This window comes from Pseudomonas sp. Ant30-3 (genome assembly GCF_000690905.1).
Taxonomy (GTDB): domain Bacteria; phylum Pseudomonadota; class Gammaproteobacteria; order Pseudomonadales; family Pseudomonadaceae; genus Aquipseudomonas.
Genome location: NZ_JMCL01000043.1, coordinates 1 through 19,881 on the forward strand (window position 1 = coordinate 1; position 19,881 = coordinate 19,881).

19 protein-coding genes are annotated in these 19,881 nt (G+C 58.7%); 4 read left to right on the forward strand and 15 right to left on the reverse strand.

The annotated features are described in order from the left end of the window. Positions 1-139: 139 nt before the first annotated feature. From lpdA to DU29_RS0111750, 4 genes are read right to left on the reverse strand one after another with little or no spacing between them, the layout of a single operon-like run. Positions 140-1,522, reverse strand: coding sequence for a dihydrolipoyl dehydrogenase (gene lpdA, locus DU29_RS0111735; RefSeq protein ID WP_028621878.1), 1,383 nt, complete (start codon positions 1,520-1,522; stop codon positions 140-142). Between the two features lie 3 nt (positions 1,523-1,525). Then, a complete protein-coding gene (locus DU29_RS0111740; protein WP_028621879.1) occupies positions 1,526-2,818 on the reverse strand; it encodes a dihydrolipoamide acetyltransferase family protein in 1,293 nt (430 codons plus the stop codon). Further along, positions 2,819-3,877, reverse strand: coding sequence for an alpha-ketoacid dehydrogenase subunit beta (locus DU29_RS0111745; RefSeq protein WP_028621880.1), 1,059 nt, complete (start codon positions 3,875-3,877; stop codon positions 2,819-2,821). Position 3,878: 1 nt separating this feature from the next. Further along, on the reverse strand, positions 3,879-5,114 hold the full coding sequence (locus tag DU29_RS0111750; protein WP_028621881.1) for a 3-methyl-2-oxobutanoate dehydrogenase (2-methylpropanoyl-transferring) subunit alpha: 1,236 nt from the start codon (positions 5,112-5,114) through the stop codon (positions 3,879-3,881). Positions 5,115-5,300: 186 nt separating this feature from the next. On the opposite strand from DU29_RS0111750, the gene bkdR reads away from it, so the two are divergent. Next, entirely contained in the window at positions 5,301-5,789 is a 489-nt protein-coding gene (bkdR, locus tag DU29_RS0111760) for a Bkd operon transcriptional regulator BkdR (RefSeq protein WP_028621883.1), read from the forward strand. A gap of 130 nt (positions 5,790-5,919) precedes the next feature. Continuing rightward, a complete protein-coding gene (locus DU29_RS1000000130930) occupies positions 5,920-7,671 on the forward strand; it encodes a hypothetical protein (protein WP_050483103.1) in 1,752 nt (583 codons plus the stop codon). Here DU29_RS1000000130930 and DU29_RS0111770 read toward each other — a convergent pair. Beyond that, complete coding sequence (locus DU29_RS0111770; protein ID WP_028621884.1) at positions 7,658-8,521, reverse strand: MBL fold metallo-hydrolase; 864 nt, start codon at positions 8,519-8,521, stop codon at positions 7,658-7,660. The two genes, DU29_RS1000000130930 and DU29_RS0111770, sit on opposite strands and share 14 nt — an antisense overlap. A gap of 158 nt (positions 8,522-8,679) precedes the next feature. On the opposite strand from DU29_RS0111770, the gene DU29_RS0111775 reads away from it, so the two are divergent. Beyond that, entirely contained in the window at positions 8,680-9,480 is an 801-nt protein-coding gene (locus tag DU29_RS0111775; protein WP_028621885.1) for a sulfite exporter TauE/SafE family protein, read from the forward strand. A 3-nt stretch (positions 9,481-9,483) separates the two neighbouring features. Here DU29_RS0111775 and DU29_RS0111780 read toward each other — a convergent pair whose 3' ends face one another. From DU29_RS0111780 to copC, 9 genes are all read right to left on the reverse strand, one after another. Then, positions 9,484-10,353: an aldose 1-epimerase gene (locus DU29_RS0111780; RefSeq protein WP_028621886.1), complete on the reverse strand. Its 870-nt coding sequence runs from the start codon at positions 10,351-10,353 to the stop codon at positions 9,484-9,486. A 162-nt stretch (positions 10,354-10,515) separates the two neighbouring features. Continuing rightward, positions 10,516-11,796: a TRAP transporter large permease gene (locus tag DU29_RS0111785; RefSeq protein WP_028621887.1), complete on the reverse strand. Its 1,281-nt coding sequence runs from the start codon at positions 11,794-11,796 to the stop codon at positions 10,516-10,518. Then, the gene (locus tag DU29_RS0111790) at positions 11,797-12,324 is read right to left on the reverse strand and encodes a TRAP transporter small permease (RefSeq protein WP_028621888.1); all 528 of its coding nucleotides are present in this window, start codon (positions 12,322-12,324) and stop codon (positions 11,797-11,799) included. Between the two features lie 78 nt (positions 12,325-12,402). Continuing rightward, positions 12,403-13,374 carry a TRAP transporter substrate-binding protein gene (locus DU29_RS0111795; RefSeq protein ID WP_028621889.1) on the reverse strand — a complete coding sequence of 324 codons (972 nt, stop codon included), beginning with the start codon at positions 13,372-13,374 and terminating at the stop codon, positions 12,403-12,405. Positions 13,375-13,439: 65 nt separating this feature from the next. After that, positions 13,440-14,327, reverse strand: coding sequence for an SMP-30/gluconolactonase/LRE family protein (locus DU29_RS0111800; protein WP_028621890.1), 888 nt, complete (start codon positions 14,325-14,327; stop codon positions 13,440-13,442). 44 nt (positions 14,328-14,371) lie between these two features. After that, positions 14,372-15,187: an NAD-dependent epimerase/dehydratase family protein gene (locus DU29_RS0111805; protein WP_028621891.1), complete on the reverse strand. Its 816-nt coding sequence runs from the start codon at positions 15,185-15,187 to the stop codon at positions 14,372-14,374. A gap of 286 nt (positions 15,188-15,473) precedes the next feature. Continuing rightward, entirely contained in the window at positions 15,474-16,769 is a 1,296-nt protein-coding gene (locus DU29_RS0111810) for an OprD family porin (protein ID WP_028621892.1), read from the reverse strand. A gap of 274 nt (positions 16,770-17,043) precedes the next feature. Beyond that, positions 17,044-17,901, reverse strand: coding sequence for a copper homeostasis membrane protein CopD (gene copD / locus DU29_RS0111815; protein WP_028621893.1), 858 nt, complete (start codon positions 17,899-17,901; stop codon positions 17,044-17,046). Between the two features lie 3 nt (positions 17,902-17,904). Continuing rightward, positions 17,905-18,273 carry a copper homeostasis periplasmic binding protein CopC gene (gene copC / locus DU29_RS0111820; RefSeq protein WP_028621894.1) on the reverse strand — a complete coding sequence of 123 codons (369 nt, stop codon included), beginning with the start codon at positions 18,271-18,273 and terminating at the stop codon, positions 17,905-17,907. A 140-nt stretch (positions 18,274-18,413) separates the two neighbouring features. Here copC and DU29_RS0111825 point away from each other — a divergent pair, with 140 nt between their 5' ends. Beyond that, a complete protein-coding gene (locus tag DU29_RS0111825; protein ID WP_028621895.1) occupies positions 18,414-19,034 on the forward strand; it encodes a TetR/AcrR family transcriptional regulator in 621 nt (206 codons plus the stop codon). Positions 19,035-19,163: 129 nt separating this feature from the next. Here DU29_RS0111825 and preA read toward each other — a convergent pair. Then, positions 19,164-19,881: NAD-dependent dihydropyrimidine dehydrogenase subunit PreA (preA, locus tag DU29_RS0111830; RefSeq protein ID WP_028621896.1), on the reverse strand; the 718-nt coding region annotated here is incomplete at its 5' end.

Sequence of the window (19,881 nt, forward strand, 5' to 3'; positions counted from 1 at the left end):
CGAGGGAGCTTGCTCCCGCTCCAGTGCGCAGCGCTGGTAAAGCCCGGCACTGCGGTGTATCAGGCGCAACCGCAGTGAAGCAGTTGTGGTTGCTTCGCAACCCAGCGGGAGCAAGCTCCCTCGCCACAATTGATCGCGTTTACAAGTGCAACGCGTGACCGAGCGCTCGCAACGCGGCTTCCTGTACCGCCTCGCCCAACGTCGGGTGCGCGTGGATGGTGCCGGCGATGTCTTCCAGTCGCGCGCCCATTTCCAGGCTCTGCGCAAACGCGGTCGACAATTCCGAAACGCCAACGCCCACCGCTTGCCAGCCGACAATCACATGATTGTCGCGCCGCGCCACGACCCGCACAAAACCGCTTTTCGATTCCAGCGTCATCGCCCGACCATTCGCGGCGAACGGGAAGTTCGAGACGATGCAGTCCAGACCCGCCGCCTTGGCGTCGTCCGGCGTCTTGCCGACCACCACCAGTTCAGGGTCGGTGAAGCACACTGCCGCAATGGCGGTCGGGTTGAACTCGCGGGACTTGCCGCTGATCAACTCGGCCACCATTTCGCCTTGAGCCATCGCCCGGTGGGCGAGCATCGGTTCGCCGCTCAGGTCGCCGATGGCGTAGACATTGCGCATGCTGGTCTGGCATCGACTGTCGATCTTGATTGCCGAGCCGTTCATGTCCAGATTGAGCGCTTCGAGATTCCAGCCTTGGGTATTCGGTTTACGACCGACAGCCACCAGAACCTGATCACTTTCCAGATTCAATGCACCCCCATCGGGGGTCGATACCTGCAAAATATTCCCTGCCGCATCAAAGCCTTGAACGCTGTGCTTCAAGTAAAGCTTCACGCCGAGTTTTTTCAGTTCGTCATGTACCGGTTGTGTCAGCTCCGCGTCATAGGCCGGCAGGATACGATCCTGAGCCTCGACCACGCTGACATCCGCGCCCAGCTTGCGATAAGCGATCCCCAACTCAAGACCGATGTAACCACCGCCAACCACAATCAAACGCTTGGGCACGGACGTCGGGGCCAGCGCTTCGGTGGAAGAAATCACCGCGCCGCCAATGGGCAACATCGGCAAGTTCACACTTTTCGAACCGGTGGCCAGCACCAGGTGCTCGCATTGAATACGCGTGTCGCCGACATCGACGGTCTTGCCGTCAATGACCTTGGCCCAGCCCTGAACGACCTGAACCTTGTGCTTCTTCAGCAGCGCCGCGACGCCGGTGGTCAGGCGGTCAACAATGCCGTCCTTCCACTCGACGCTTTTGCTGATGTCGAGGATCGGCGCCGAAACGCTGATGCCCAGCGCCGAGTGCTGGCTGTGGTGCTGCGTCTGATGAAACTGTTCAGCCACGTGAATGAGCGCTTTCGACGGAATGCAGCCGATGTTCAGGCACGTGCCGCCCAATGATTCGCCTTCTACCAGAATGGTTGAAATGCCCAGTTGGCCGGCGCGAATAGCCGTCACATAACCGCCGGGGCCGCCGCCGATGATCAGCAGTGTGGTGTGCAAAGTCTGCATCGTTTACTCCATGAACAGGGTGGCGGGTTGTTCGAGCAAGCCACGAATGGCCTGGATGAATAGCGCCGCGTCCATGCCATCGACCACGCGGTGATCGAAGGAGCTGGAGAGGTTCATCATCTTGCGAATCACGACCTGGCCTTTGACGACCACCGGCCGTTCGACGATTTTGTTCACGCCGACGATCGCTACTTCCGGCAGGTTCAGCACCGGGGTGCTGACGATCCCCCCCAACGCGCCGAGGCTGGTCAGGGTGATGCTCGACCCCGAAAGCTCGTCGCGGTTGGCCTTGCCAGTGCGCGCGGCCGTGGCCAGGCGCGAAATTTCCGCCGCGTTGTCCCATAGGCTTCGGGCTTCAGCGTGACGCACCACGGGCACCATCAAGCCGATGTCGGCTTGCGTGGCGATGCCGACATGCACCGCGCCAAGGCGGGTAATGACCTGCGCTTCGTCGTCATAACGGGCGTTGATCTGGGGGAAGTCGCGCACGGCGACGACCAGGGCGCGTACCAGGAACGGTAACAACGTCAGCTTGCCGCGCGTGGCGCCATGTTTTTCGTTGAGGTGAGCGCGCAGTTCTTCAACTGCGGTCACGTCGATTTCTTCGACATAACTGAAGTGCGCCGCGCGTTGAGTCGCGTCCTGCATGCGCTGGGCGATCTTGCGGCGCATGCCGATCACCGGAATCTGTTCTTCATCGTTGCGCTGGGCGTAAGCGCCAGAGGCGGTTGATGCGTTTGACTGACCCTGAGCCAGATAGGCATCCAGGTCTTCATGCAACACGCGACCGGCTGGGCCGGTGCCGCGCACCAGGCGCAACTGGATGCCGAGGTCAAGCGCATGTTTGCGCACAGCCGGCGAGGCCAACGGGCGCTCATCTGCTTCACGCGCCACCATCGGGCCCGGGCAAACCGCAGTGCGTGGCGATGCCGTGGCAGCCACAGCGGGTTTGCTTTCAGCAACTGGTTCGACTTTCAACGCGGCAACCGGCGCTACTTTTGGAGCATCATCGGCAGTCACTGCCGGCCGAGCCGACTCTTTCACATTGCCCGCGCCTTCGACTTCAATGCTGATCAGCACACTGCCGACCGCCATGACTTCGCCCGGCACACCGCCCAGCGCAATCACCTTGCCATGCACCGGCGATGGGATGTCGACCATCGCCTTGTCGGTCATGACATCGGCCAACACCTGATCTTCCACGACCATGTCGCCGACCTTGACGTGCCACACCGACAATTCAACTTCTGCAATGCCTTCACCGATGTCCGGCATTTTAATAACGTGCGTGCCCATTCAGACCTCCATGACCCGTTTCAACGCCGCGCCCACTCGGGTCGGCCCTGGGAAATACGCCCACTCTTGCGCGTGCGGGTAGGGAGTGTCCCAACCGGTTACACGCTCGATCGGCGCTTCCAGGTGATGGAAGCAATGTTCTTGCACCAGGGCGACCAGTTCTGCGCCGAACCCGCAGGTGCGGGTGGCTTCGTGAACCACTACGCAACGGCCAGTCTTTTTCACCGATTTGACGATCGTTTCGAGGTCCAGCGGCCACAAGCTGCGCAGGTCGATGACTTCCGCGTCGATGCCGGTTTCTTCAGCGGCCACTTGCGAGACATACACCGTGGTGCCGTAGGTCAGAATGGTCACGTCCTTGCCCGGACGAGTAATGGCAGCGACGTCCAGCGGCACCGTGTAGTAACCGTCCGGCACTTGCGCGGCAGGGTGTTTCGACCAAGGGGTGACGGGACGATCGTGATGACCATCGAACGGGCCGTTGTACAGGCGTTTCGGCTCGAGGAAGATCACCGGGTCATCGTTTTCGATGGAGGCGATCAGCAGGCCTTTCGCGTCGTACGGGTTGGACGGCATGACCGTGCGCAAACCGCAGACCTGAGTGAACATCGCCTCGATGCTCTGGCTGTGCGTCTGACCACCATAGATGCCGCCGCCGCAAGGCATGCGCAGGGTCATCGGCGCGGTAAATTCGCCGGCCGAGCGGTACCGCAGGCGTGCGGCTTCGGAAATGATCTGGTCTGACGCGGGGTAGACGTAGTCGGCAAATTGAATCTCGGCCACCGGCCGCAACCCATAAGCGCCCATGCCGACGGCAACGCCGACGATGCCGCTTTCGGAGATCGGCGCATCGAATACGCGGGAGGTGCCGTACTTGGTCTGCAGGCCTTCGGTGCAGCGGAACACGCCGCCAAAGTAGCCGACGTCCTGGCCGAACACCACAACGTTGTCGTCACGCTCAAGCATCACATCCATGGCCGAGCGCAGGGCCTGGATCATGGTCATGGTGGTGGTAGTCATGGCGGTTTCCGGCTGAATATTATTGTTGTGATCGTTCATGTCAGATCCCCAACTCTTGACGCTGGCGCTTCAAGTGCTCCGGCATCTCTTTATAGACGTCCTCGAACATGGTCGCCGCGCTCGGGATCTGGCCGCCGGCGAGGGTGCCGTATTGCTCGGCTTCTTTCTGCGCAGCGATCACTTCGGCTTCCAGATCGGCGCTGACCGCGGCATGTTCCTCTTCGGACCAATGGCCAATCTTGATCAGGTGCTGTTTGAGACGCACGATCGGATCGCCTAACGGGAAAAAGCTCCAATCGTCGGCAGGACGGTATTTGGAAGGATCATCAGAGGTCGAGTGCGGACCGGCGCGGTAGGTGACCCATTCGATCATGGTTGGGCCAAGATTGCGGCGGGCGCGTTCGGCGGCCCAGGCGGAGGCGGCGTACACCGCGACGAAATCGTTGCCATCGACCCGCAGGGACGCAATCCCGCAACCGACGCCACGACCGGCAAAGGTTGTGGCTTCACCACCGGCGATCGCCTGGAACGTCGAGATCGCCCATTGGTTGTTGACCACGTTGAGGATCACCGGCGCGCGGTACACGTGGGCGAAGGTGAGGGCGGTGTGGAAGTCGGATTCAGCGGTAGCGCCGTCGCCGATCCAGGCCGAAGCGATTTTGGTGTCGCCCTTGATTGCCGAAGCCATGCCCCAGCCCACGCCCTGTACAAATTGGGTGGCAAGGTTGCCGGAAATGGTGAAGAAACCGGACTCTTTCACCGAATACATGATCGGCAATTGGCGACCCTTGAGCGGATCGCGCTCGTTGGACAGCAGTTGGCAGATCAGGTCGACCAGCGGCACTTCGCGCGCCATCAGGATGCTTTGCTGGCGATAGGTAGGGAAGCACATGTCATCAATGTTCAGCGCCAGAGCCTGGGCGCTGCCGATGGCTTCTTCGCCGAGGCTCTGCATATAGAACGACATTTTCTTTTGACGCTGGGCGACCACCATGCGGTTGTCGAAGATGCGCGTCGTGAGCATGGCGCGCATGCCTTTACGCAGGATCTCGACCGGCACACCTTCACCCCACGGACCGAGGGCATTGCCCTGATCGTCGAGCACGCGAATCAGGCCTTTGGCCAAGTCGGCCGTGTCGGCAGGCTCTACGTCGATAGCGGGTTTGCGCACCGTGCCGGCGTCGGTCAGCCGCAGGTAGGAGAAGTCGGTTTTACAGCCTGGTCGGCCCGACGGTTCGGGAACGTGCAGGCGCAACGGTTCGTATGCTGGAGTCATGGCTTCTACGCTCGATCTTGTGAATTTCTTGTAGTGAGCTGACCGTCATTCCACGTGTGATGGAAATCTTGTCCTACAAACATCATAGGCGTCGCGTAGGAGAATATTTCTCTCTGTTTCGTTGCGCTGGTGATCATTTGGAGATAAAAAACCTGCATAAACATAAAAATCAGGTGGTTTTGTCTCATGCGCAAACTGGACCGTACCGATATCGGCATTCTCAACAGCCTTCAGGAGAACGCCCGCATCACTAACGCCGACCTTGCACGCTCGGTCAATCTCTCGCCGACACCCTGTTTCAATCGGGTCAAGGCAATGGAGGAATTGGGGCTGATCCGTGAGCAGGTGACGTTGCTGGATGCCGATTTGCTGGGATTGCACGTCAACGTGTTCATTCACGTCAGCCTGGAGAAACAGGTGGAGGAGGCGCTGCAGCATTTCGAGGAGGCGATTTCGGATCGGCCGGAGGTGATGGAATGCTACTTGATGGCCGGTGATCCGGATTATCTGATCCGTGTGCTGGTGCCGACCATTCAGTCGCTGGAGCGCTTCATGATGGACTTCCTCACCAAAGTCCCGGGCGTGGCCAACATTCGCTCAAGCTTTGCGCTCAAGCAGGTGCGCTACAAAACTGCTCTGCCGTTACCTGCCGGTGGAATGATTCTAAGTAAGTAGTTTTCGGCTTTGTTCTTCATAAAGCAGGCTGGCCTTACATGTCGTTACAGCAGAAGTATTTGTTCTGCATGTAATCCGTTTATATTCGTTCTCCTTGAATCAGGCGCGATGAGCTGTCAGGAGAAATAATATGAAGTATGAAATGTTGGGTGCGGCATCGCTAGACGGTGCTGTATTGGAAAAAGAGTTGCCGGGAGCTAGCATGCCGGACATTGTTTTGTTGGCGAGCGCACTCGATGTTCGACCTGATGATCTGGATGCGAATGGCAACTTGAAAGATTTACCACCTCCCGTATTTGGACCTTACGTAGAAGATGAATTTGAATTCAAGTCCATCCATCCCGGTTCGCTTTTTGACCTCGGGGCCGAAGACGGTGCAGAAATAAACAGCGGTTGGTGTCCGGGCGGCAGTGCCAGTGGTGGGGTCTGCAAACCATTCAATAACAATCGAACTCACTGGATGAGTACGTATAGCGGCGTACGAAATCTGCCAATCCACATGGCGATTTTGCCCGGCACCCATAACTCGGCGTTCGATAAACAGGCTTCCACAGCGCCGAGTTCCGAAGTTTGTCAGGACGTTTCACCGCATGTTCAATTGAATTCGGGTATACGGGTTCTGGATATTCGTGTTCAGTATTTCTCGGGATATCCAGTGGGTCATCCCTCACGTTTTTCGATATTTCACAGTACTACCAACGGCAGGACGGTGCAGTACGATATTGTACGAGGCGTTAAATCCTATCGTTATGGGCAGGGGTGGGATAGAAGGCGTGAGATTGTAATTCTCGACTTCCACGAATTCAAAAATTTCACTGTCGCCGCTCATGCGGAATTAATCAGTATCTTGAAGACGTCTTTTGGTGATTCTATTATTTCACCTACCTACAAAGAGTTAAGTATTTCGCAAATTTGGCGGTTGCCAGGATATAAGAATACGGTGATCGCCTACAACAATGGCGCACGTGACAGTAGCTTCTGGCCAGGCGTCAACCAACGCTGGATCGGCTCCAACACACCTTCGGAATCGCAGCTCAAGGCATTTATTGATCGTGTCGGGTCGGAAAGTAAACCTGCGGGCGAGCTCCGCTCCATTCAGGCCGCCCGTTATGTTCTACCTTTTTTTGTACCCAAGGACATGTCCGGTCAACTGATGTCCTGGTTTGCTGCAGGCTCTGCCGGCCACCCCATCATGAAGTATTTCATCATCAATTGTGATTGGTCTCTGCGTCATAGGCTCGTCGATAACATCATACATTCCAACTATTTTCGCGCTCAGGCGCTGGGGCTGCAGGATCTCAAGTACCTGAACGCAGGAGATCCAGCGATTCAAGGGACGTCGCCAGTGCGGCACGCAATGCTGAGCATCAACAATCAGCACTGGGCTGCAAGGGTGACGCTGCCGCCGATTGTGGATGACGAGCCGCATCGGTTATTGGTCTGCTCTGACGCGGACGCTGAAATACAGTTGGACCTGCAAGGCAGTGACGTTGCGCTTGAACATGTCACGCTGGTCAAAGGCGATGCCTTAGCGTTTGTGTGTCTTGACGGCTCCCGGCGATGGGCATTGCAGGTTCAGGAATGCACGCCTGCGGAACAGGGTCACAGCATTCCCGCCCCTGGGGATGGTGAAAAATTCATTCGATACGCGATCTCTCATGGCAACTACGCACCGCTGGTGTCGCTGCCGAAGCTGGCAGAGGCAAACAGTGTGGTAATGGTCGTTTCCATTGCATTGTTGGAAACCAGAATCCGCGATGGCCTGGGACCGAATGACTTTGAACATGTCATCCGGCCCGGAGAAACCTGTGCGTTCACTTACGACGCCGAAACTGGTAGTTGGAGCCTGGAGTCAGTAATGAAAAACGTCATAACTGATTGAGCGGAATCTTCAAATAGGTAACGCCATTCGCCTCAGCCGGCGGCATATTCCCCGCGCGCACGTTCACCTGAATTGCCGGCAGCAGCAACGTCGGCATCCCCAGCCCGGCATCGCGCTCGGTGCGCATCTCGACGAAGGCTTCCTCATCAATGCCATCGCGCACATGAATGTTGCTCTGGCGCTGTTCGCCTACCGTCGTCATGCACCGCGATTCGCGGCCCTCGGGCGGGTAATCGTGGCACACGTATAAGCTGACGCTGGCCGGGAAGGCCAAAATTTTGCGGATCGATTTGAACATCTGGCTGGCGTTGCCGCCGGGGAAGTCGCAGCGGGCGGTGCCGACATCCGGTATGAACAGAGTGTCGCCGACCAGGATCGCATTGCTGTCGATCACATAGGCCATATCCGCCGGTGTGTGGCCGGGAACATGCAGCGCGGTGGCTTTGAGATTGCCGATCATGAACGACTCGTCCGGCGCAAACAGATGATCGAATTGCGAGCCATCGCTGCGAAATTCCGGCTCAAGATTGAACAGCGTCTTGAACACGTCCTGAACCTTGCTGATCGATTGGCCTATCGCAATCTTGCCGCCCAGCTCCCACCGAAGGTAAGGCGCCGCCGACAGGTGATCGGCGTGCGCATGGGTCTCCAGCAACCACTGCACCTGCAAGCGATGCTCGCGGACGAAGGCGATAATCTTGTCTGCCTGCGCCGTGCCGGTTCGACCACTCGCTGCATCGTAGTCGAGCACCGGATCGACGATTGCACACTGGCCGCCATCGACTTGATAGATCACGTAGCTGTAGGTCGACGAGGCAGGGTCGAGGAAGGGTTCGATCAAGGCAGGCATGGGAGCAGATTCTTTCTGGGCGAGCCATGAGGGTAAATTCATTTTCCCTGCGTTGACCAGCCCCGAATTAATTCAATGCACTAAAAACCGGCGCGAGCTTTATCCTGTCACCCATCGATACCGGGCGTTCCCGGCTTTTCAAAGATCGTGAGTTTTTTATGCTGCTGGCAAGTTTTTTTGGCGTGGTCATGGGCTTGGTACTCGGCTTGACCGGTGCCGGAGGTGGAATCCTGGCGGTGCCCGCGCTGGTGCTTGGTTTGGGGTTCAGCATGACGCAAGCCGCCCCCGTCGCCTTGTTAGCGGTGGGCAGCGCGGCGGCGGTGGGCGCCCTGGACGGCTTGCGCCACGGCCTGGTGCGCTATCGCGCCGCGTTGTTGATCGCTTTGCTGGGCGCGCTGTTTTCCCCGATCGGCATCTATTTCGCGCATCAGTTGCCGGAAAAAATCCTGATGGTTCTGTTCAGCCTGCTGATGACCATGGTCGCCTGGCGCATGCTGCGCCGCGAGCGCCAGGTTCAAGGTCCCAGCGACCATGGCCACGCCAACTGGGGCCAGAAAAACTGCATGCTCGATCAGCAAACCGGGCGCTTCTCATGGACCGCCAAGTGCACGGCGACACTGGCTGCTTTGGGCGCGGTGACCGGTGTGGTCTCGGGGCTGCTGGGCGTGGGTGGCGGGTTTCTGATCGTCCCGGCGTTCAAGCAACTGACGGACGTGCAAATGCGCGGCATCGTTGCGACTTCGTTGATGGTGATCAGCCTGATTTCTGCAATCGGCGTGATCGGCGCCTTTCACGCCGGGGTGCGCATCGATGATGTCGGTGTGGCGTTTATTGTCGCCAGCATCGTCGGCATGATCATTGGCCGCAAGCTTTGCGAGAAGGTGCCGGCGCGGGCGTTGCAGGTCGGCTTTGCGAGCGTTTGCCTGACGATTGCGGCTTGTATGCTGATCCGCGCTTGAAGCTCAGAGTGGGCGGTAGTGCAGGGCGAACGTCAGCTCAACCGACTGCCCTTGCTCCAGCAGCCGCAACCCCGGTCGGCCGGGCAAGTGGTGCGCATTGACCGGATGGCTCACCGGTTCGATGCAGAAAAAACCCAGGTCCAGCGGGCAATAGAGCAGGTAGTAATCGCTGCCGCCGGCCTGGCAGTCCAGCGCATAACCGAGGTCCGGTTGCTCGATTCGGCAGCGGCCATCCCATTGGCAAAAACCGTTATCGACCAGGGTGTCGGGTAATGCTCGCAGCTGATCAAAATCCCATTCGCCGGGCAGTTTGCTCAGTGCTGTCGGTAACCTGGAAGCGTCGCACAACCAGACCTTCTCGGCCTTCGCTTGCAATCGCGTGTTCAAAGTCCGCGGGAAATACGGGTGCAGACCAAGACCGTGCCACGCAGCGCGATCATCCAGATGAGTCACGCGCAGCTCAATGCTCAAGCGACCGTCGCTCAGCAGAAACCGTTGCCGGGCGCGGTAGGCGAATGGCTGGGAGCTGTCGAGTTGCAGGACAATTTCATCATCGGTTTGGGACAGCACCTGCCACGGTTGCTGCCAGGCACTGCCGTGAATGGGCAGCGCTTCGGTGAGGCTGTTGGGCGTGAGTGCCAGCCAGCCGTCCGGACAATCGAAGCCGCCTTCGGCGATGCGATTGGACCACGGCGCCAACGGAAAACAGCCCAGCTTGTTTGCCAGGCCGGTGTTCAAAGCTTGCGCATTGCTGTGACGAAACAGCGGCTGACCGGTGCCGAGGACCGTCCAGTTGACGATGGCACCGCCGCGTTCGGGGGAGAGGGTGAGGCGGGTGAGCGAGTCTTCGAGTTCGAGAAGTGTTGGAGTCATGTCAATCCTCAAATCCACCGATGCCTGTTTAGCAGCCTGCGTCCGTCTGCGCAGCAGTCGTTGAACCAGTCCATGCGGTCAGTCAGATACATGCGTTGGCCAAATAACGACTGCTGCGCAGCCGGACGCAGGCTGCGCCAGCTGCTACAGGTTATGGATGGATTACAACACCAGATTCGGCAACCACAGCGAAATAGCTGGAATGTAGGTCACCGCGATCAGCACCAGGAACAGTACGCCGTAGAACGGCAGCAGTGCTTTTACGGTACTTTCAATACTGACTTTACCCACGGCCGACCCCACAAAGAGCACCGCGCCCACCGGCGGTGTTATCAATCCAATCCCCAGGTTCACCAGCATGATCATGCCGAACTGCACCGGGTCCACGCCAATGTCCAGAATCACCGGCATCAGGATCGGCGTCAGGATCAGGATCAGCGGCGCCATGTCCATCACCGTGCCGAGCAACAGCAGCATGACGTTGATGCACATCAGGATCACGTAACGGTTGTCCGACAGGGTCAGGAACATCGTGGTGATTTTCGCCGGGATCTGCATCAGCGTCATGATGTAGCCGAAGCTCGCCGCGAAGCCGATCAGGATCATCACAATCGAAACCGTGCGTACCGTGCGGTGCATCAGCTTTGGCAGTTCGCTCCACTTGTAGTCACGGTAGATGAACATGGTCACGAAGAACGACCATAGCACTGCAATCGCCGCCGATTCGGTGGCGGTGAAGATACCCGAGAGAATGCCGCCGAGGATGATGACCATCGCCATCAGGCCCCATAAGGCTTCGCCGCAGATCTTCAGCGCCTGGCGCATCGGAATCACTTCGCCTTTAGGGTAGTTGCGCTTTTTAGCGAAGATCAGGCACAGCACCATCAGGCACGCGCTCATCATCAGGCCGGGAACGATGCCGGCCATGAACAGCGAGGCAATCGACACGGTGCCGCCCGCGGCAAGCGAGTACAGCACCGAGTTGTGGCTCGGCGGCGTCAGCAACGCTTGTACCGAACCGCTGACCGTGACCGCGGTAGCGAAATCACGTGGATAGCCACGTTTTTCCATTTCCGGGATCAGCACCGAACCTACCGAGGCGGTGTCCGCGACCGAGGAACCCGAGATCGCGCCAAAGAATGTCGACGCCATGATGTTGACCAGCGACAACCCGCCGCGGACAAACCCGACCAGCACACCGGCAAACGCCACCAGGCGCCGCGACATGCCGCCCTCGGCCATGATCGCGCCCGCCAGAATGAAGAACGGAATCGCCAACAGAGAAAACTTGTTCACACCGCCGGCGACTTGAATCATGACCGCCTGGTACGGAATATCGATCCACCACGCGCCGATCAGGGCGGCAAGGCCCAGGGCGTAAGCGACCGGCATGCCGATCACGATCAATGCGATGAAACTGCCCAACAGAATCAGAGCGTCCATTTATGCGGCACCTTCGCTTTCTTCAACCAGGTCGAAACGCACGACCCGCCGGTTGCTCTGGTCACCGAGCAGAAGTTTTTCCAGAACAAACAGCAAGGTCAACAGGCCGCCTATCGGGATCGGCATGTAGGTAATGCCCACGCGCAGGGTGGGCAGCGCGCTCATGAACTGGTTCCAGGTCGACATGCAGAGCTTGGCGCCCCAGATGGTCATGAACAGGCAGATGGTGGCCATCAGCAGTTGGGAAACGATGCTCATGGTATTGCGCAATTTCGGCGACATGCGGTCGGTCACCATGGCCACGGCCATGTGCGCACCGGCGCGATAACTGGCGGCGGCACCGATGAACGTGAACACCAGCATCATCAGGATTGCGACGGGCTCCGGCCAGCTTGAGCCGGTGCCGAGGACGTAGCGAGCGAAAACGCCCCAGGGAATGATTAACGCGATGGCTAACACGGACAGACCGGCCACCCAGATGCAGGACATGTAAATCCTGTCGTTAATACGCAGCAGCAAATTCTTCATCGGGTTCCACCGTAACCGGGCGCACGCTGACTGACATCTGTGTCAGCGGCGCCGGGCCTGCTTGATTGCTATAGAGATTTATTGAACGGCTTCGATACGCTTGAGCAGGTCAGCGTATGGCGCACCGTATTTCTGGCGGACCGACGCGGTGGCGTCATAGAACGGTTTTTTGTCGACGGTGATGAACTCGACGCCGGCAGCCTTGAGCTTCTCTTCGCTGCTGGTCGATTTTTTGTCCCACAGCACGCGCTCCTCGGCCTGTGCGGTTTTGGCGGTTTTCTTCACCAGCGCCTGTTGCTCGGGGGTGAGTTTTTCCCAAGTGATTTTCGACATCACGATCGGCTCAGGCAGGATCAGGTGGCCGGTCAGGCTGTAGTACTTGGCGTTCTGGTAGTGGTTGTGTTCAAGCATGGTTGGCGGGTTGTTTTCCGCGCCGTCGATCACGCCCGTCTGCAAGGCACTGAAGATTTCGCCGGTGTCCATCGCGATCCCGTTACCGCCCATGGCGTTGATGGTTTCGATGAACATCGGGTTGCCTTGTACGCGGATCTTCATGCCTTTGAGGTCGGCGAGACTGCGTACCGGTTTCTTGGTGTAGAGGTTGCGCGTTCCGCCATCCATCCAGGCCAATGCCACCAGACCGAATTCGGAGTTGGTGATTTTGTCGAGGATCGCATCGCCCACTTCACCGTCGATCACGGCACGCATGTGCGCCTGGTCGCGGAAGATGAATGGCATGTTGAACACGTTCACATCAGGCACGACCGGGCCAACGATGCCAAGACTGACGCGAGCCATCTGGATGGCACCGACCTGCATCTGTTCGATGACTTCCTTTTCCGAACCGAGCACGCCGCCGGGGAACATTTTGACGGTCAGTGCGCCGTTGCTGTCGGCCGTGAGGGTCTTGGCCATTTGTTCTTCCGCCACCACGGTTGGATAACCCTTGGGGTGGATGTCGGCAATTTTCAGTTCCAGCGCGTGAGCGACGCTGCTGAAAGTGAAGGCCAGCGGGAGTGCAGCGGCGAGCAAAGTGCGTTTGAAGCCCATGAGGGTGTCTCCAGTGTTGTTATTTTTTTTGTGTTCATTCAAGGCGCAGCGGTGGAGCAGTGTCGCTAGGGATTGAAAACAGGTTCAGCCAGACCTTTCACCCCAGGGTTGAGGGCGAACACACCGCCCGCCAAAGACTGTTCATCCTGATCGTCGCCGGGACGGATCGAGGTGACGAACAAGGTGTCCATGCGGCTGCCGCCAAAGGCGCACATGGTCGGTTTTTTCACCGGCACTTCCAGCGAACGGTCGAGCCGGCCATCCGGGGTAAAGCGGTGAATCAGGCCTGCATCGTTGGCGCAGATCCAATAGCCGCCTTCGGCATCGACCGCAGCGCCATCGGGACGACCGGGGAACTGATTCATGTCGACGAACAGCCGACGATTGGACGGCGTACCGTTGTCGATGTCGTAATCGAAAGCCCAGATCTGTTGAATCAGCGGGTGTGAATCCGACAGGTACATGGTTTTGCCATCCGGGCTGAATGCCAGGCCGTTGGGCACGATGAAGCCGTCGAGTTGCGCGGCGATCGGTCCTTGCTGCCCGGCGCTGTAGCGATACAGCGCGCCCTCGGCGGCATTGGCGCCCATGTTCAACACCATGCTGCCAGCCCAGAAACGGCCCTGACGGTCGCAGCGGCCATCATTGAGGCGCATGTCGGGACGTGCGTGATCAACGTGTGCCAGCGGTTCGCTGTCGAGGCTGCCATCGTTGTTTGGGCGCAGACGGAAAAAGCCGGTTTCCATGCCCGCCACCCAGCCGCCATCGCGGTGACGTGTCAGGCAAGCGAGCATCTGCGGGGCGGTCCACGCGTCAACGTGGCCAGTGTCCGCGTTCCAGCGTTGCAGGCCGCCGGCCGGAATATCCACCCAGTACAGGGCGTTTTCCTCGGGCACCCAGACCGGACTTTCACCGACCGCGTTACGGGCATCGACAATCAATTCAGCGTGCATGGCAACTCATTCCCTGGGCTTTTATTGTGGGGATCGGTGCGGGTTCAGTCGCCAAACGGGCCAGCCGCGCAGAAAGCGCCGCCCTGATAAACCCGCGCCGGATCATCAGCGGCCGGCATCGGCTGGGCTTCGACCTTGTCGCGAAATACTTCGGAGCTGTCCTTGGGTTTGAACCCGAGCAATGCCGCGTGGCGGTTATCCCACCAGATGTCCTTGTTATCCGACATGCCGTACACCACGGTGTGACCGACGCCCGGAGTCGTCAGCGCACGTTCGAGCAGTTGCGTCAGGTCGCCGAAGCTCAGCCAGGTGCTCATCATTCGGCGGTTTTGCGGTTCCGGGAACGACGAGCCGATGCGGATGCTGACGGTCTCGATGCCATAACGGTCGAAGTAGAAAGAGGCCATGTCTTCGCCGTAGCATTTGGACAAACCGTAGTAACTGTCCGGGCGGCGAGGGGAGAGGGCGTCGATCACTTCATCCTGTTTGTAGAAGCCGATGACGTGGTTGGAGCTGGCGAAAATGATGCGCTTGACGCCATGCCGGCGCGCCGCTTCGTAGATGTGGAAAACGCCGCAGATGTTGGCGCCGAGGATGTCTTCGAACGAGTGCTCGGTCGACACGCCGCCGAAGTGCAGGATCGCGTCGACGCCTTCGACCAGTTGATGCACGGCCTGCTTGTCGGCGAGGTCGCAGATGACGACTTCTTCGTGCTCGTCACGGGCCGGCGCGATGTTGGCGATGTCCGACAGACGAAGAACGTTGGTGTAGGGGCGCAGACTTTCGCGCAGGACTTTGCCGAGGCCACCGGCGGCACCGGTCAGCAGCAAACGATTGAAAGGGGCTGGAGTGGTAGTCATGAAAGTCCCTGGACACGCAGTCGTTATTAAATTTGTTGTAGGTTGTCGTACGACATAGTCGAAGTATCGTAAGCCTTTCCGGGTCTTGTCAACGCGACTTTGGTGGAAGTTGACGGAGGGTGTCTCACCTCCGAATAGCGATGGACCCGTGGGAGCAAAGCTTGCTCGCGATGCGGTGGGCCAGCCACCAGTGATGGCAACTGACACGGCCGCATCGCTAGCAGGCTAGCTCCCACATTGATCGGGCATATCCAGACATCCGTGTTTAGGTCTGCCCGATAACGCCTTACAACAACGAAAGCGGATAGCTGATGAAAATCCGGTTCTCATCGAATTCGTTGGTGCTGAAGTCTCGGCGAATCGTCGCGTTACGCCATTTCACGTTGAGGTTTTTCAGCGCGCCGCTCTGCACGGTGTAGGCCAGTTCCGATTCGCGGCCCCACTCCTTGCCGTCGGTGATTGCGCCGGTGTGCACGTTGTCGCCGCTGATGTAGCGGTTCATCAAGGTCAGGCCGGGTATGCCGACGGCAACAAAGTTGTAGTCGTGACGCAACTGCCAGGATTTTTCCTTGGCGTTATCGTAGCTGGCGTTGTAGCTATCGTTGGCCAGTGTGCCGCCGCTGGTGCCGTTGACGCGCATCCAGCCACTGTCGCCGCTGAGTTTCTGCAGGCCGACGTAGAAGGTGTTGCCGCCGTATTTGGCCGAGAGCAAAGCGAAGGCGGTTTTGTTGTCGAGGTCGCCGGCCAGTGCGCTGCCGTCTTCCTTGCCGTTGAAGAAGCCGAGGTTGGCGCCCAAGGTCCAGCTGCCGACCGGTTGGCTGTGGCTGACGTTGAAATATTGCTGCTGGTAGATGTCGGACAGTTCCGAATACCAGACGCCGACCAGCGTGCGTTTGTCGTTGAAAGCGTATTCACCGCCGCCGAAGTTGAAGCGGTCCGAGGTGAACGCGCCGCGACCGTTCATGGACATGTCTTCCATGCTCGCATCGTTACGCGGGCTGTTGCCGCGGAACTGGCCGCCGTAGAGGGTCAGGCCGTTAATTTCGCTAGAGGTGATCTGGCCACCGCGAAAGGTTTGTGGCAGCGAGCGGCCATCGTCGGAGCGCAGAATCGGCAGCACCGGCATCCACTCGCCGACCTTCAGTTCTGTCTTCGAGACCTTGCCCTTGAGCGCCACACCGAGCCGACCAAAGTTGTCCGCCGGGCGACCGTCGCCATGGATCGGCAGCAACTGGGTACCGCCGGTACCTTTACCGCCATCGAGCTTTTGCGAGTACAGGCCGAGCACATCAACCCCGAAACCCACGGTGCCCTGGGTGAACCCGGACCGGGCGTCGAGAATGAAGCTCTGCGTCCACTCTTCAGCCTTGCCCTGCGGGTAGGCCGGGTTGGTGAAGTTACGGTTGAAGTAGGCGTTGCGCAGGTTCAGCGTGGCTTTGGCATCATCGACGAAACCTGCAGCATTGCCGGTCATGGGCAAAGCGAAGGCCAATCCACCGAGGCCGATCAGGCTCAGGGAATGACGAGGTGCGAAGGCTGGACGGAGACTTTTGACGGAGGAATTGCGGACGAGTTTGATCACTATGACGCTCCCATGCTGCTTTTTTGTTTTTATTGTCGTTATACGTCGTCGTACAACATGGAGGCGATTATTTGCGAGGGTTCGGGGGATGTCAATCAGAAGTTATAGGATGACTGAAGGTGATAGCGGACTATCCGCGCAAACCCGTGTGTGAGCGGGGCTGTGGGCACTGTGGGAGCAAAGCTTGCTCGCGAAGGCGGCCAGCTATTCAATGCTTTTGGTGAAGGCTGGATCGCTATCGCGAGCAAGCTTTGCTCCCACAGGGAAATGTGCCTCAGCCGGCAATCATCGGCGGGAGTGTTCCCAACAGCGAAACAGCCGCCACCGCGCCAATGCCCAGTAGCCATTCCAGCATCACGCTGGCCCGTAACGTGCCCAACCGCTGTTCGCAACCTTCGACCTGTATCCGGTTGAACAAGGCCAGCCCCAGCATCAGTGTCACCAGCATCACCTTGATCAGCAGGATCAATGCAAATCCGCTGAACAACGGCGTAGGCCAGAACTGCCCGGTGAGTACGCGCACGTTGATCAGTCCGGTGATCAGCAATCCTGCAACCAGCGCGTAACCGATCCCGCTGAAGCGACGCAGGATCGCGCGAACATCATGACCGACCGGTTGCCGCAGGATCATAACCAGCCACATCAACCCGCCGAGCCAGGCACCCACGCAAACCAAGTGAACAATCTGATTGAGGATCAACAACTGACCGCTCAACCCGTCAAGCAAGGCGCCATGACCGACCGGTGCCAGTGTGGCCAGGAGCAAGCCGCTGAGTATCAGGCGCAGAGGTTGATGGTTGTGCAGGGGAGCCCATAGCACCGCCATCAACATAACGTTCAGCAACAGGTGCCAGACCCACACTTCTCCGAAAAAAGTCTTGCCCAACACCTTGCCGATCATCTCTGGATCGAACGCCGCGTCCGGCCTTCCCGTCAGGGTCGCAGTGATCAACAGCAGCCAGGCGATGCCGCTGACCAGCGCCACCGCCACCAGCCAGCGACTGATGCGCAGCAGCGACGCATCGAGCGCGCTTTCTCCGCGCGACAACATCGGCTTGAACACCCACGCGCCGAACAGCATCAGCACTACGGTGAAATGCACAAAACGGCACAGCACCATCGCATCCGGCATGGGTTACTCGCCCACCGTAAAACTGTAAGTGCCTTCAAGTTTGTGGGTGTCGACCGACGTCACGTTCCATTTGACCGTGTAATCCCCGGCAGTCAGTGGCGCTGCGGGGGATACGATCAAGGTGTTCTTGTCGCTGCCGTTAATGCTCAGGTTTTTCACCAGAACTTCGTCGCCGTCCCTGGTGAGCGTGACCGTGCTGAAGTCCGCTTCGACGCCTTCGGTGAACACCAGGCTCAATTCTGACGGCGGCGCGCTTACGGTGCTGTCGGCCGCCGGTGTCGAACTTTTCAGATGCGCATGGGCAAATGCCGAAGAAGCGACGAGCAGTGAGCCGAGCAGGGCGGCGGCGGTCAGGGCGGTTTTGAACAGCATCGTGGATACCTCGCGGGCAGGTTCGAAGAAGCGCGCAGTTTACCTTCGAGAGACCGTGTGTACGACGTTTGCTTTTTACGCGGTCGCGGCGACGTAGAGCGGATGCTAGTCTTGGACAACGCTGCAGTCAGGGAGCCCTCATGGGCAATCACAAGATCGAGATACGCCGCAGTAACGTCGAGAAAATTCTGCTGGGGGCCGAGAAAGTCTTTGCCGAAAAGGGTTTCGGCGGCACTGCGATGGCCGACATCGCGGCTGAAGTGCAGCTGCCGCGTTCCAATCTGCATTACTACTTCAGCACCAAAAGCGAGCTTTACAGCGCTGTGTTGTTTGATTTACTCGAGGTCTGGAAGCAGGACGCGTTGTGTTTCGAAATGTTCGACGACCCGCGCGTGGTGCTCAGCAGCTATATCCGCGCCAAAATGAACCACTCCCGCAGCCGTCCGCACGGCTCGAAAGTCTGGGCCAACGAAATCATCCACGGCGCACCCACCCTGGGGGAGGCGCTGGACGTCAGCCTGTACGACTGGGCCAAGATGAAGGAAGCGAAGATTCGCCAGTGGGTAGAGGACGGCCGCATCCTGCCGGTGGAACCGTCGAGCCTGCTGTACATGATCTGGGCGTCGACCCAGCATTACGCGGATTTTGATCATCAGGTGAACATTTTGAATGACCACCAACCGCTGACGGACATGCAGTTTGAAAGAGCGGTGCAGACGGTGACGAGTGTGATCTTGCGCGGGATTGGGTTGGAGCCGTAGTTAGCAAGTCGCAGGTTGATTAACAGATCGCAGCCTCGTTTCACTCGACAGCTGCTACGCAGATATCCGCGCCCCAGCCGGACCTATGTAGCAGCTGTCGAGTGCAACGAGGCTGCGTTCGTTCAAAGATCAAACCACATGATACGGATTTCTCGGGTCATGATTCCAGTCCAGAAACGGCTTGCCGTTCTCCATCGGCACCATCTCGATGCAGTCCTCCACCGGGCAGGTGATCTGGCACAGATTGCAGCCCACACACTCTTCATCAATCACCTCATATTTGTGCGTTCCGTCGATTTGCCTGACGCTGGCCACCGCCTGGTGTGAGGTGTCTTCGCAGGCGATATGGCAACGACCGCAACCAATGCACGCGTCCTGATCGATCCTCGCGATCACTTGATAGTTGATGTCCAGGTACTTCCAGTCGGTGGTGTTCTCCACCGCGCGACCGGAAAAATCCGCAAGGCTCGCGTAGCCCTGAGTGTCCATCCAGCGGGACAAACCGTCTTTCATTTCCTCGACAATGCGGAAGCCATGCAGCATCGCCGCCGTGCACACCTGCACCGAACCGCTGCCCAACGCAATGAACTCCGCCGCGTCACGCCAGTTGCCGATGCCGCCGATGCCGGAAATCGGCAGGCCGTGAGTCTGTGGGTCACGAGCAATTTCGGCGACCATGTTCAGCGCGATCGGCTTGACCGCCGAGCCGCAATAACCGCCGTGAGTGCTTTGGCTGCCGACGGTAGGGTAGGCGACCATGCGCTCCAGGTTGACGCTGGTAATCGAGTTGATCGTGTTGATCAACGACACCGCGTCCGCACCGCCACGATGCGCTGCGCGGGCCGCG